Origin of the sequence: Caballeronia pedi, assembly GCF_001544915.2 — a bacterium.
Taxonomy (GTDB): domain Bacteria; phylum Pseudomonadota; class Gammaproteobacteria; order Burkholderiales; family Burkholderiaceae; genus Caballeronia; species Caballeronia pedi.
Map to the genome: position 1 here is coordinate 189661 of NZ_FCOE02000002.1, position 13848 is coordinate 203508.

Consider the following 13848-nt stretch of genomic DNA (forward strand, 5'->3'; position numbering starts at 1 on the left):
ACATGAAGAAAGAAACCGTATTCGATCTGATCGGCGTCGGCTTTGGGCCGTCCAATCTGTCGCTGGCCGTGCGGCTTGCCGAAGAGAGCGGCGCGTCGAACCGGAAGCATTGCTACATCGAGCGGCAGCCGGAGTTCGGCTGGCATCGCGACATGTTGCTCGACGATTGCCGCATGCAGATTTCCTTCCTGAAGGACCTCGTCACGCAGCGCGATCCGACGAGCCGCTTCACGTTCATCAACTATCTGTTCGAGCGCGGTCGCCTGAACGAATTCGTGAACCTGAAGAACTTCTATCCGACGCGCGTGGAGTTTCACGATTATCTGAGCTGGGTCGCGCAGGCATTCGACGATCGCGTGCATTACGGACAGAGTGTCACGGCCATCGAGCCCGTGTTCGAAGCGAATGGCGACGTGAACGCGCTGCGCGTCGTGTCGCAGGACGAGGACGGCCGCGAATGGCGTCGCGTGACGAGCGCGCTTTCGGTGGGCGTCGGCGGCACGGCGCGCGTGCCGGAGCCGTTCGCATCGCTCGGGCCGCATAACGTGATTCATTCGTCGGCGTATCTGAGCTCGATCGAGCGCGTCGCGGGCGATGATCGCAACGGCAAGAAGCGCATTGCGGTGATCGGCGCGGGACAGAGCGCGGCCGAAGTATTCACCGATCTCACGCGCCGCTTCCCGCACGTCGACGCAACGCTCGTGATTCGCGCGAGCGCGCTCAAGCCCGCCGACGATACGCCCTTCGTCAACGAGATCTTCAGCCCCGAATTCACGGATGTCGTCTACTCGCAAACGGAAGACGGACGCCGTTCGCTGATCGAGCGTTTCCGCGATACCAACTACGCAGTCGTCGATCGTCCGTTGATCGAGCAGATTTACGAAATGCTCTATCTGCAAAAGGTTTCCGATGACACGCGCCATCGTCTGCTGGCGAACACGGGCATCGAGAACACCGCGCGGCGCGCGAACGGCGAGATCGAGCTGACGATGCGCGACATGCTCACCGGCCACGCGCACGCGGAACGCTTCGATGCGCTCGTGCTCGCCACAGGATATCGGCGCGACACGCATCTCGCGCTGCTCGACGGCCTCGCGCCGCATCTGGACGATGCCCTCGCGCAGCGCAGCGTGGGCCGCGATTACCGGCTCGTCACGCCGGCGAATTTCAAGGCGCGCATCTATCTGCAAGGGTGCTGCGAAGAGAGTCATGGCCTCTCCGACACGCTGCTTTCCGTGCTCGCGGTGCGCTCGGACGAGATCGCGGCGTCGCTCGCCGATGCAGGTCAGGACAACGCCGCGACGCGAGCGGCGGATGCGAAGCAAACCGGGGTGAGCGGCGGCCGCGTGGCCGTGGCTCTTTGACAAAGTAGCGGCAAACAGAATGCCGCATTGCGATGGAGAAAAGAAGAATGATGTTGGCAAGGGGGACGCGCCGTAGCGCGATCGCCGTGGCGGCAAGCGCGGCGTTTGGCGTGGCGGCGATGAATCATGCTCACGCACAGGAGCAACAACAGCAACAGCAGGCGCAGGACGTCGCGCAGCAGACGAGCACGCTGCCTGCGGTGCGCGTGAACGCATCGGCGGACAGCGACGGCACGGTCGGCCTGGTCGCGCGCAAGAGCCGCACCGGCACGAAGACCGATACGCCCATCGACGAGATTCCGCAGACGATCAATGTCGTCACGTCGACGCAGATCGAGGAAACGGGCGCGACGACCATCAACGAGGCCTTGCGCTACGTGCCGGGATTTTCGTCGTATGGCTCGGATGTTCGTTCGGACTGGTATTCGGCGTTGCGCGGCTTCACGCCGACCGTTTTCGTCGATGGCTTGCAGGTGCCCAATACGCTGAATCTGTCGAGCTGGCGCGTCGATCCGTACATGATCGACAGCATCACCATTCTGCGCGGGCCGACCTCGGTGCTGTACGGGCAGGGCGATCCGGGCGCGATCGTCGATGTGCAGAGCAAGCTCGCCGATGGCGGGCGCTACCGCGAAGCGGGCGTGCAGATCGGCAACTATGCGCGCAAGCAGGTGATGTTCGACATCGGCGACAAGATCGACAAGGACGGCACGCTGTCGTATCGCGTGCTCGCCGTGGGACGCGACGGCAATTCGATGACCGGTCCGCATGCGGAGCAGCGCTTTGCGGTTTCGCCATCCGTGCGCTGGCAGCCGAGCGCGAATACGTCGTTGACGATCGCGGCGAGCTATCTGCAGGACTGGGGCGATGCATCGAACAACTTCCTGCCCGCGCAGGGCACGGTGCTGCCGAATCCGAACGGAAAGATTTCGCCTGATTTGTACACGGGCGATCCGACCTATTCGTACTATCGCAAGAAGGAATGGTCGATCGGCTATCAGTTCGAGCACAAGTTCAACGACATCTGGACGTTCCGGCAGAACACCCGCTGGATGCATCTGTCGCTCGACAACGGCGCAGTGTGGGGCGGCGGTCTCGATCCGAGCGATCCGACTGAACAGACGCTCGCGCGTTACGCGGGCCTCTTTCAACCGAACTACAGCCGTTTCGATATCGACAATCAGGCGCAGGCGCGCTTCGGCACGGGACCGCTCGAACATACCGTGCTGCTCGGCTTCGAGTACAACCGTCAGAACTCGACCGACAGCGAATGGCTCGCGCTCGGTCCTAGCCTGAACATGTACAACCCGGTCTATACGCCGGTATCGACTGCGATCTTCAGCGGCCCTGATTCTTTCGGCCAGACCAACACGCGCACGACGCTCGATTCGTTCGGCCTCTATGCGCAGGATCAGGTCAAGTGGAACCGCTGGATGCTGACCGTGGGCGCGCGCGAGGACTGGAGCAACACGAAGCAGGACGACATCGTCGGCGGGACGCAACTGAAGCAGGACGACAGCGCGTTCACGGGACGTGTCGGCCTGACCTATCTCGGCGATTACGGCTTGTCGCCGTACATCAGCTATTCGACTTCGTTCAATCCGGTCATCGGCGTGAAGATGGCCGATGGCGGGCTGGCCGCGCCGACGAAGGGCAAGCAGATCGAAGCGGGTCTGCGCTGGCAGCCACCGGGCAAGAACCTGATGCTCGGCGCGGCGGTGTATCAGATCAATCAGAAGAACGTCCTGACGCCCGATCCGAACGATCCGACCGGCACGTTCTCCGTGCAGACGGGTGAAGTGCGTTCGCGCGGCATCGAGCTTTCCGCGGTGGGCAATGTGACGCGCAATCTGTCGGTGATCGCGGCGTACGTCTATCAGGATGTGAAGAACATTAGCGCGAACGACGTGACGCTCGGCAAGTGGCCGGTGTCGATTCCGCTGCCGCGCCAGATGGCTTCGTTGTGGGCCGACTGGACGTGGCATTCGGGACCGCTCGATGGCCTTGGCTTCGGCGCGGGTATTCGCTATCAAAGCGGGCTCGCGGGCGCGGCGGACAACTCGCTGTATATCCCGAGCTACACGGTGTACGACGCCGCTGTTCATTACGACACGCAGCATTGGCGTTTCGCGGTGAATGCGTCGAACATTTTCAATCGCACGTTCGTGAGCGGTTGCCAGTCGGATTCGGCCTGTTTCTATGGCAATCCGCGCACGGTGATCGCGAGCGCCCGTTATAACTGGTGACGATCGCTGGCGGCGCTGTCGTGACAGGCGCCGCCATTTTTTCCAGCAGGATTCAATGTCGAAGATAAAACTGGTCTACATCATGTCCTTGCGCAACGCGGCTGCGGATCGCGCGGGACAGCACGTCGAGTACAAGGGCGCGACGCGATACATGAAGTCGCCGCTGGAATTTCTCGTCGAGCAACTCAATGCCTCGCCGTTGGGCGATTTGTATTCGCTCGAAGGCGTGATCTATGACGATGACGAAGGCTCGCCGCGCGATCGCGAGAAGCTCGCGGGTTATGGCTTTCGTTATGCACCAAGCGGGCAGTGGATTCATCCGCCGGAACTCGCCGTGCAGGGCGTGCCGGTGACGAGTCTGCTGCATGCGATTCCGTCGGCTTATCGGCGGTTGCCGATGGATGCGGTCGTCGAGCGCGCGGCGCAGAAGAGTGCGTTCGAGAAGCGTCTGCTCGACAAGCTGCACGCGCTCGATGCGGATTTTGTCGTGCTCGATGGGTTGCTGGTCATTCTCGATGAACTGGTTCGGCCGGGAGCGGAGTTTTGTCGGCGCATCGCGAATATTCATCCGGGGGTTACGAGGCTCGGGTCGCCGTTCGAGCGGCGCGGCGCTTATGCGACGCTCGATGCGCTTTATGGCGCGCGGGGCCAGCGCGTGGTGGATTGGAGCACGATGCGTGTGGCGTCCGCTCCTGTGATCGATAGGACCGGTGCTTCGTTTCATTACGTCGACAACGGGATCGATTCGGGTGAAGTGATTTTTGATGTGCTCGGCACGAGTATCGATCCCGTCGATAACATTCTCGAACTGCGCTGGAATAACTTTCAGCGGAGTTTGTTTCCTGCGCTTGAAGGGGGGCTTTTGGCTATGGCTGAAGTTCTTGCTAGGGACGTTGTGTAGGGCGTTTTTTGTCGCCGGATCCCGTATTCGTGTTGGTTTATCAGCGTTGCCCCTGTGCGGGGAGAAGCAGTGCCAATAGACCGACACGAAATCAGGATTCCATAGAAGCCTGAAGCCAAACCGAACATCGCAACCTTGCCGGAGACATCCACGATGAACATACGCTTTGATCCAGAAGTAGCAGCGACCGCGACCGATCGCACATTGACGACATGCCACACCGACGCGTTGCTAGAGGCGTTATGCGATATCTACACCAATGAACCCGAGCGCCGCACGGCCACGATTGCGCTACCTCAAGCGCAAAATGCCGAAGCGTTCATCGCACAAGCACGCAACGAGAACCTGATCGACAAGGCAGAAACCCGCGACGATCGCGTATTCCTGACGACATCGCGACAAACATTCTGGCAACTCCCACGCCCGTGGCTCAAATCGCCCGCGTCGAGCGAGACCTTGCTGAGCTACACACAAACCGGCAGCGTCACGCACCCGACAAGACCAACCAACGCCGAAGGCACCATCTACGAGCGCCACTTCCCGCAACTCGACATGACCTTCAGCCTTCGCACCGCCGACCCCGACGCGGACTCCGAAGTCTTCAGCGAATGGATGAATCTCGACCGCGTCGCGCACTTCTGGGACCAACGCGGCACGCGCGCCGAACACGCCGCGTATCTGAAGGAACGTCGCGAAGACGCGCACATGCATCCGATGATCGGATACTTCGACGACAAACCCTTCGGCTATTTCGAGTTCTACTGGGCGAAGGAAGACCGCCTCGGCCCGTTCTACGATGCAGGCGATTTCGACCGCGGCCTGCACTTGCTGATCGGCGATGCGCAGTTTCAAAGCGCGGGCAAGCTCAAGGCATGGTGGAGCGGCGTGCTCCACTACATGTTCATCGATGATCCGCGCACCGGGCGTCTCGTCGGCGAACCACGCGTCGATCATGTGCGGCATATCGCGTACATGCATCGAATGGGCTTTTATACGCTGAAGGAATTCGACTTCCCGCACAAACGCGCCGCGCTTACCGTGATCGAACGCGAAAAGTTCTTCAACGACTTTCGCTTCTGAAGCCTGGCCGACGCGGCGCATCGGGTCGGAACGAATGAAGGCTCTTATACTGTCGGGCACCACGCCGCTTACAGCGGCACCGACGATAACCTTCAGTCAGACACCCATGCCCCTCATCAATTACATCACGCAGATTCAATTCGATTTCGGCGCGGTGCGCCTGCTTGCAAGCGAATGCGAGCGCATCGGCATTCGCCGTCCGCTGATCGTGACCGATGCCGGTATCCGCGCGGCGGGCCTGCTGGACAAGGTGCTCGATGCGCTCGGTTCTTCATCGCCGGCGCCGGTGTTCGACGGCACGCCGCCGAATCCGAACGAAGCCGCGGTGCGCGCAGCCGTCGCGATGTACAAGGAGAACGCGTGCGATGGCGTGATCGCGGCCGGCGGCGGCTCGTCGATCGATCTCGCGAAGGGCGTCGCGGTCTGCGCGACCCACGATGGGCCGCTGCAAAGCTTCGCCGTCATCGAAGGCGGTCTCGCGCGCATCACCGCGAAGACCGCGCCTGTCATCGCCATTCCGACGACGGCGGGCACGGGCAGCGAAGTCGGGCGCGGCGCGATCCTGATCCTCGACGATGGCCGCAAGGTCGGCGTGATCTCGCCGCATGTCGTGCCGAAAGTCGCGATCTGCGATCCGGAACTGACGCTCGGCCTGCCGCCGATGCTCACCGCCGCGACCGGTATGGACGCCGTCGCGCATTGCCTCGAAACGTTCATGGCGCCCGTGTTCAACGCGCCCGCCGATGGCATCGCGCTCGACGGACTGTGGCGCGCGTGGCGGCACATCGAGCGCGCGACGCGCGACGGCTCGGACCGCGTCGCGCGCTGGAACATGATGAGCGCATCGATGCAGGGCGCGCTCGCGTTCCAGAAAGGCCTCGGCTGCGTGCACAGCCTGAGTCACTCGCTCGGCGGCATCAATCCGAAGCTGCATCACGGCACGCTCAACGCGATCTTCCTGCCAGCGGTCATCGCGTTCAACAGCAGCGCGCCGTCGATGCAGGAAGAGGGCAAGCTCGACCGCATCGCACAGGCGCTGGGCCTGAAAGCCGGCGATGAAGTCGGCGATGCGGTACGCGCGATGACGGTCGCGCTCGGCCTGCCGCGCGGACTCGCCGAACTCGGCGTGACGCGCGAGCTGTTTCCGCGCATCATCGCGGGCGCGCTGAAGGATCACAGTCACAAGACGAATCCGCGCGAGGCGTCGAGCGCGGATTACGAGGCCATGCTCGAAGCGTCGATGTGAAAAAGGGGACGGGGCGCGAGCGCAGTAGCGGCGGAGCATTTGCGGCATTGCAACATACCCTTACGGGAAAACCCTTAAGTCTGTTACAATGTCGCAAAGATTGAGGAACAGATCATGCGCCGCCGTTACGAAGTGCTCGAAAAAGCCGCCTTTGCCTTGCTCACGCTGTCCGCTGTCATGGACGCGAGCTACATCACCTGGGAAAAGCACCCGAACTTCCGTGAAAACGTCACGGAAATCGTCAAGTTGAGTGCGGATCTGTCGATGGCGAACCCGGGTGTCGGCGAAACGCCCCTGGTTCCGATGGCGTTCAACTAAGCTTCGATTCCCCTCCGGCGCGACGCTCGTTGCGCCTTCTGCTGCAAGCCACATACAGGTTATTCGGCCCGCCGTCGCACGAGGCGCGCCGACTGCTTTATGCTGGCGGCTTCCCGTGCCGTCGCCGCCCAGCATGTCCACCGTTCTCCATTCCGACGCCGCTTTCGGCGACCAGCTCCGCAGTTTCGCCCGCGCGATCGGGCAGATCGTGCTTCAGCGCAACGCCGCGACCGGCGCGCTGCTGTTTCTCGCCGTCCTGTGCGCAAGCCCGCGCCTCGCGTGCGGGCTGCTGATCGGCACACTGACGGGCAATGTCATCAGCGTGATCATCGAAGACCGCGACGCGCCCGCCTTTCGTGACGATCTCTACGGCTTCAACGGCGCGCTCGCGGCGCTCGCTGCGTTCACCTTCATCGGCGATGCGTCGCAGGCCGCGGCCGTCGCGATCGTCGCGGCGATGCTCGCCACCTTCCTCGCCAACAAACTCTCACGCGTGCTCTCCCGCCACGGCTTGCCGATCTTTTCCAGTCCGGCCATCATCGTGACCTGGTGCTGGCTGCCGCTTTTCGCCGAGCGCGGCGATACCGGCGCGATTCCGCAAGTCGCCGCCGGCGTCATCCCGATGTTGCAGGCCGCGTTCGCGGGTCTCGCGCCGATCACCTTCGCGACCGGCGCGCTCGCGGGCGGATTGATCGCAGCAGGGTTGTTCGCGTCGCGGCCGTCGCAGGCGGGCTGGGCGCTCGCGGGCAGCGCGCTCGGCGCGATGCTGCACGGGCTCGGCGGCGCGAGCGATGCCGTCGTGCTCTCCGGCGCGTGCGGCTTCAACGCGGCGCTTGCGGCGCTCGCCGCCGCGCCGCTCGGCAGGCGCTACGCGCTCGTCGCGATCGTGGCGGCCGTGCTGATCGAGCGCGTCATCGATTGCCTCGGCGTCGCCGCGCTGACCGCGCCGTTCGTGCTGGCGTCGTGGGCGGTGATCGCGCTGCGGCGGCGCATGTCGGGAACATCGAAAGAAGGAGATTCACATGTCGTTCACCCACACGCCTGAGCGCAGGATCGCGGAAAGCGGCCCGCGCTCGGCGGCCGAAACAGCCACGCGCGTGGATCTCGCCGCCGCCTACCGGCTCGTCGCGCTCAACGGCTGGGACGATGTCGTCTATACGCATATTTCCGCGAGCGTGCCGGACGAGCCGGGCCGCTTTCTCATCAATCCGTTCGGGCTTTCGTTCGATGAAGTCACGGCGTCGAATCTGGTCAAGATCGATATCGACGGCAATGTGATCGGCGAGAGCGCGAATCCGGTGAACGCGACGGGCTTCGCGCTGCACGGCGCGGTGCACGCGGCGCGGCAGGACGCCGTTTGCGTGATGCATCTGCATGTGCGCGAAGCGATCGCCGTGTCGACGCAGCCGCCCGGACTGCTGCCCGCCTCGCAGCACGCGATGCGCTTTCACGGCCACCTCGCGTATCACGACTACGAAGGCCTTGCGTTTTCGCCGGCGGAGGGCGAGCGGCTCGTCGCCAGTCTCGGCGCGCATCGCGCGATGCTCCTGCGCAATCACGGGCCGCTCACGCTCGGGCGCACCATCGCCGAGGCATATGTGCTGATGGATATGCTCGTCAAGGCATGCGATATTCAGCTTCGCGCGCTCGCGGGCGTGGGCAAGATGATCGTGCCGACGCCGGAAGTCGTCACGCGGACCGCGGCGCAACTGCATGACGACGACGCCATCGAAGGCGCGCTCGAATGGCCTGCGCTTTTGCGCAAGCTCGAACGCATCGATGCGTCGTATCGCGACTGATTCAGACTTTTTAGACTAACAGGGAGAGCGACGGAATGCCGACATTCAACATTCAACTGTTCGAAGGCCGCACGGTGGAAGAGAAGCGCAAGTTCGTCGAGGCGATCACGCGCACGACGTGCGAAACGCTCGGCTGCGAGCCGGGCTCGGTGGACATCATTCTGACCGACGTAAAGCGCGAGAACTGGGCGACCGCGGGCAAGCTCTGGTCGGAGCAGTGAAGTGCGCGCACATACGGCGCGATGCCGTATGTGCGCGATTTGCGCGCCTGGCGTTACGCCGAAGCCTTCACGGCGAGACGGAACTTGTGCAGCAACGGTTCCGTATAACCGCTCGGCTGCGTGCGTCCTTCGAATACGAGCGCGCACGCGGCCTTGAAGGCGAACGAGCTGTCGAACGCGGGCGCCATCGGGCGATAGGTCGGATCGGCTTCGTTCTGTTTGTCGACGACCGCGGCCATTCGTTCGAGCGTCTGGCGAACCTGCTCTTCCGTGACGATGCCGTGACGCAGCCAGTTCGCGATGTGCTGGCTTGAAATACGCAGCGTCGCGCGGTCTTCCATCAGGCCGACATCGTGAATGTCCGGCACCTTCGAACAGCCGACGCCCGCATCGACCCAGCGCACGACATAGCCGAGAATGCCCTGCGCATTGTTCTCGATCTCGTTCGTGATGTCCGCTTCCGACCACGCCGGCTTATCGACGACGGGAATCGTGAGCAAGCCGTCGAGCAACTCGTTCTTCTGGCCGTCGTAGTCGATGCTTTCGAGTTCCTGCTGAACCTGCTGCACGTCGACCATGTGGTAGTGCAGCGCGTGCAGCGTGGCGGCCGTGGGCGAGGGCACCCATGCAGTGTTCGCGCCGGCCTTCGGATGCACGATCTTCTGTTCGAGCATCGCGTGCATCAGGTCGGGCATCGCCCACATGCCCTTGCCGATCTGCGCGCGCCCGCGCAAGCCGGTGTTCAGCCCGACCAGCACGTTGTTGCGCTCATACGAACTGATCCACTTCGACGACTTCATGTCGCCCTTGCGCATCATCGGGCCGGCTTCCATCGACGAATGCATCTCGTCGCCGGTGCGGTCCAGGAAGCCCGTGTTGATGAACGCGACGCGCGCGCCCGCCGCCGCGATGCAGGCCTTGAGGTTCACACTCGTGCGGCGTTCCTCGTCCATGATGCCCATCTTGATGGTGTGACGCGGCAGGCCGAGCAGGTCTTCGACGCGTGAGAACAGCTCGTCCGCGAACGCGACTTCCGCGGGGCCGTGCATCTTCGGCTTCACGATGTAGATGGAACCCGTGCGCGAGTTCATCCTGTTCTTGAGGTCGTGCATCGAGCCGAGCGTGGTCATGACCGCGTCGAGGATGCCTTCCGGAATCTCGTTGCCGTCGCGGTCGAGCACGGCGGGGTTCGTCATCAGATGGCCGACGTTGCGGATGAACAGGAGCGAACGTCCGTGCAGCTTGAGGGTCGAGCCGTCGGGCGCGGTGTATTCGCGATCCGGGTTCATGGCGCGCGTGAAGGTCTTGCCGTTTTTCGTGACCTGTTCCGCGAGATGGCCCTGCATCAGGCCGAGCCAGTTGCGATAGAGCTGGGTCTTGTCGGCGGCGTCGACGGCCGCGACCGAATCCTCGCAGTCGATGATCGTGCTCACCGCCGCTTCCATCAGCACGTCCTTCACGTGCGCGGCGTCCGTCTTGCCGATGGAATGGTTCGCGTCGAACTGGATCTCGAAGTGAAGGTCGTTGTGCTTGAGCAGCACGGCGGACGGTTCTTTCGCGTCGCCCTGGTAGCCCGCGAACTGTTCGCCGTTCTCGAGGCCGCTCTTGCTGCCATTCTTCAGCGTGACCGCGAGCTGGCCCTGCTCGATGGCGTACTTCGTCGCGTCGGCGTGAGAGCCGTGCGCGAGGGGCGCGTGGTCGTCGAGGAAAGCACGCGCGTACGCGATCACCTTCGCGCCGCGCTTCGGATTGAATTGCGCGGTGCGCTCGGCGCCGTCCTTTTCGTCGATGGCGTCGGTGCCGTAGAGCGCGTCGTAGAGGCTGCCCCAGCGCGCGTTGGCGGCGTTGAGCGCATAACGCAGATTCGAGAGCGGCACGACGAGCTGCGGGCCGGCCTGCTCCGCGATTTCGCGATCGACATTGGCGGTGCTCGCCTGCACGTGCGCGGGCGCGGGCGCGATATAGCCGATCTCCTCGAGAAACTTGCGATAGCCGCGCAGATCGCGCACCGGGCCGGGATTGCTGCGATGCCAGTTGTCGAGCTCGGTCTGGAGGCGGTCGCGCTCGGCGAGCAAGGCGCGATTTTTCGGGGCGAGATCGTGCACGATGGCATCGAACCCCTTCCAGAAGGACGCGCTGTCGACGCCCGTGCCGGGGATGGCTTCTTCATCGACGAACTTCGCGAGACTCGCGTCGACCTGAAGGCCGTGTTGTTTGATCATGTCGTTCATGGGCACTCCGGCTGAATTTGCTGCTGCACAGGGTTTTGGGGTGGGCTGGGCCCTATGGTAGCGCGTCTTGGGGGAGGATCGAAGCGCGGGGGCGGTGCAAGGGGCGTGCCTGCGCGGGCCTTCGGACGGTCGGTATCCGGGGCGGAAGAGCGCCTTGCGGCACCGGGAATACTTCCTGGTTGCCGCTAGCTGACGCGCTTCAATTCGTCTGCAAGCAACTGGAACTGTTTGCCAAGCGCAGGGATGTCTTCACGGATCGTTACCCAGACAATCCCGAAATCGATCTTGTGGTAGCCATGCGATAGTACGTTTCGCATTTCATAAGCCGACTGGAACGGTACCTCGGGATGTTGGACGACGAAGGCAGGAAAGTATCGGCAGATATTTCTGCATGCTTCGCCAATCACTTCAATGTTACGGATGACCGCGTCTTGCGCGAGTTCATCGCCGTTGAAAGTCGCCTCGTCCAGTCCGGCGGTGTAGCGCGCAATACGCCCTATTGCCGTGAGGACGTGGTCTACGTACTCAGCCAAAGTCAATGCGTCTCGGCTCATACCGGAATAGCGCTTGCAATGATTTCATCGCGAGTTCGATCAGGCAGCGCGCGGGGAGTCAACACATCCACTTTCACGCCGAGCAGTTCCCGCAACTCTTGACGAATCGCGCCGATATCGAGCAATGATGTTCTCGGCGTAGGGTCGATGAGGAGATCAAGGTCGCTTTCCTCCGTATCTTCACCGCGTGCGACCGAACCGAAGATGCGAGCATTCTTCGCGCGATGCGCTTCGATGATGCGACGAATCTCGTCACGATGAGCTTCAAGTGCTATCGAGGGCTTCATGGCTGTTTGAATAATTGATTCGCTTGCCGAGTCGCCGGTTATCCGGTGACCGTCAGCTCAGGGGAAAAATTATACGAGCAATCTAGTATAGCGGCTCCGCCACGGCCTCAGAGACGCCTGCGTCCAGGCAGCAAAAATTCAGATACTTCGGCGATACCCGCTGTCCTAAACTGATTACAATCCGCCGACTTGCTTCGGCATAGAACAGGCATCATCGAGGCGACAGGTTCCATTAAAACAATTCGGAATACGTAATAACAATGAAGCTAATCTTCCCGCTAGCGCGCACGCCACGATCCGCGCGCCGACACCTATCCCTCATTGCATGGATTGCATGCGCGCATATCATCGGGCTGTATCCGGGCGTCGCCGCCGCTGTGGACGCGGGTCTCGCGGTGTGGCCCGCCACCGCGAATCTTCCCGCGAACCTCGGCGGCACCATCGACGGGAAATACACCGACCGCAACGGCAAGGTATTCGATGGCACGGGCTACACGGTCGTCGATATCGATGGCGCGTTTCGTCCGGACAATCCGTCGTTCACGACTGCGGCGGGCAGGAACAAGATCATCGCGGAAGCATGCTTCGGCCAACCTGCAGGAAGCGTAGCGTGGCCGAGCCTGTGCAAACATCAGACTTTCGTGAGCCGGCCGCTCGCGGGCAACCCGTCGGCGGGCTATTACTTCTCGTCTCTCCCCGGGGATTCGATGCCATCGGATTCCCCGGACAACACGTGTCGTCAGACGGATTCCAGCGGTCAACCTGGCTTCTGCCACTACTATCACGGCACAGTGACGTCGGGCGTGATGGTCGGCCAGCCCCGCACAAGAACAGAGGTCGACGCGACATTCACGTACACCGGCGTCGCGCCGGGCGCAAATGTCATCGCGCTCAAGATCGGCGGCGGCACCGGCACGGATGGGGCGATTGGCTGGCCGATCAATTCCGTCGTCGACGCGCTCAACTATGTCCACAACGGTCTGTTGGCGCGAACGGATATCGGCCCGTCGATCGTGGCGGTGAATATCTCGTCGAACGGCTCCTCGGCGGCGGGTGACTTGCCATGCGGCGCGAACAGCGAAGGCGCGCGCATCGACGAGATCGCCGGCAAACTACGCGCCAAGGGCGTGGCCGTCCTGATGTCGGCCGGCAACGACGCCGTGAATGGCACAGGCTCGTGGACCTGCGGAAGCAACGTCATCCCGGTTGGTGCGTCCGACATCCTCGCGCCGACCGAACCCACGACGTACAGCAATGTGTCGCAGCGCGTGAGTCTGTTCGCGCCGGTCGGCATCGGCGATCGCGCAAGCAGAAATTTCGTGCTCGTGCCCTGGTCAGGAAACGGCGCGCTGCATGGATCGTTCTATCCGTGGGGCACCTCTTTTGCTGCGCCACAGGTCGCAGGCGCTTTCGCGGTGCTAAGGCAGAAATTCGGCAAGACACCCAGCGTCGATTCGCTCGTTGCGTTGATGCAGGCTACCGGCAAGCCGCTGACCGGTTCGCGCGCGGGGCTTGCCAATTCCAGAGCGGCGGTGCTCAACATCGGTGCGGCGCTCGACGGCGCTCCCAACTGACCTGATACTCGCGTCGCCGCTCAATGA

Annotated in this window: 13 protein-coding genes; 10 read left to right on the plus strand and 3 right to left on the minus strand. The window is 62.7% G+C overall.

Going from position 1 to position 13848, the window contains the following annotated elements; translation table 11 throughout:
* Positions 1-2 precede the first annotated feature (2 nt).
* The 9 genes from AWB80_RS03470 to AWB80_RS03510 all read left to right on the plus strand — a co-directional run bounded on the left by AWB80_RS03470 (position 3) and on the right by AWB80_RS03510 (position 9175).
* Positions 3-1364: a lysine N(6)-hydroxylase/L-ornithine N(5)-oxygenase family protein gene (locus AWB80_RS03470; RefSeq protein ID WP_061173245.1), complete on the plus strand. Its 1362-nt coding sequence runs from the start codon at positions 3-5 to the stop codon at positions 1362-1364.
* A 47-nt stretch (positions 1365-1411) separates the two neighbouring features.
* Positions 1412-3610, plus strand: a complete 2199-nt coding sequence (locus tag AWB80_RS03475; RefSeq protein WP_061173246.1) for a TonB-dependent siderophore receptor — start codon at positions 1412-1414, stop codon at positions 3608-3610.
* Between the two features lie 55 nt (positions 3611-3665).
* Complete coding sequence (locus AWB80_RS03480; RefSeq protein ID WP_061173247.1) at positions 3666-4511, plus strand: formyl transferase; 846 nt, start codon at positions 3666-3668, stop codon at positions 4509-4511.
* A 153-nt stretch (positions 4512-4664) separates the two neighbouring features.
* Positions 4665-5591, plus strand: a complete 927-nt coding sequence (locus tag AWB80_RS03485; RefSeq protein WP_061173248.1) for a GNAT family N-acetyltransferase — start codon at positions 4665-4667, stop codon at positions 5589-5591.
* A gap of 106 nt (positions 5592-5697) precedes the next feature.
* Positions 5698-6837 (plus strand): iron-containing alcohol dehydrogenase, encoded by a 1140-nt coding sequence (locus tag AWB80_RS03490; RefSeq protein WP_061173249.1) that lies wholly within the window; start codon positions 5698-5700, stop codon positions 6835-6837.
* Positions 6838-6951: 114 nt separating this feature from the next.
* A complete protein-coding gene (locus AWB80_RS03495) occupies positions 6952-7155 on the plus strand; it encodes a hypothetical protein (RefSeq protein ID WP_061173250.1) in 204 nt (67 codons plus the stop codon).
* A gap of 133 nt (positions 7156-7288) precedes the next feature.
* Positions 7289-8200: an urea transporter gene (locus tag AWB80_RS03500; RefSeq protein ID WP_061173251.1), complete on the plus strand. Its 912-nt coding sequence runs from the start codon at positions 7289-7291 to the stop codon at positions 8198-8200.
* The gene (locus AWB80_RS03505; protein WP_061173252.1) at positions 8178-8954 is read left to right on the plus strand and encodes a class II aldolase/adducin family protein; all 777 of its coding nucleotides are present in this window, start codon (positions 8178-8180) and stop codon (positions 8952-8954) included. The genes AWB80_RS03500 and AWB80_RS03505 overlap by 23 nt, the downstream gene beginning before the upstream one ends.
* A gap of 35 nt (positions 8955-8989) precedes the next feature.
* On the plus strand, positions 8990-9175 hold the full coding sequence (locus AWB80_RS03510) for a 4-oxalocrotonate tautomerase (RefSeq protein WP_008347661.1): 186 nt from the start codon (positions 8990-8992) through the stop codon (positions 9173-9175).
* 53 nt (positions 9176-9228) lie between these two features.
* Here AWB80_RS03510 and AWB80_RS03515 read toward each other — a convergent pair whose 3' ends face one another.
* From AWB80_RS03515 to AWB80_RS03525, 3 genes are all read right to left on the minus strand, one after another.
* A complete protein-coding gene (locus AWB80_RS03515) occupies positions 9229-11406 on the minus strand; it encodes a malate synthase G (protein ID WP_061173253.1) in 2178 nt (725 codons plus the stop codon).
* 185 nt (positions 11407-11591) lie between these two features.
* On the minus strand, positions 11592-11945 hold the full coding sequence (locus AWB80_RS03520) for a HepT-like ribonuclease domain-containing protein (RefSeq protein ID WP_341866803.1): 354 nt from the start codon (positions 11943-11945) through the stop codon (positions 11592-11594).
* An 11-nt stretch (positions 11946-11956) separates the two neighbouring features.
* Positions 11957-12247: a nucleotidyltransferase family protein gene (locus AWB80_RS03525; RefSeq protein WP_061173255.1), complete on the minus strand. Its 291-nt coding sequence runs from the start codon at positions 12245-12247 to the stop codon at positions 11957-11959.
* Positions 12248-12507: 260 nt separating this feature from the next.
* Between AWB80_RS03525 and AWB80_RS03530 the strand changes: the two genes are divergently transcribed.
* Positions 12508-13821, plus strand: coding sequence for a S8 family serine peptidase (locus AWB80_RS03530; protein ID WP_087130946.1), 1314 nt, complete (start codon positions 12508-12510; stop codon positions 13819-13821).
* Positions 13822-13848: the final 27 nt, after the last annotated feature.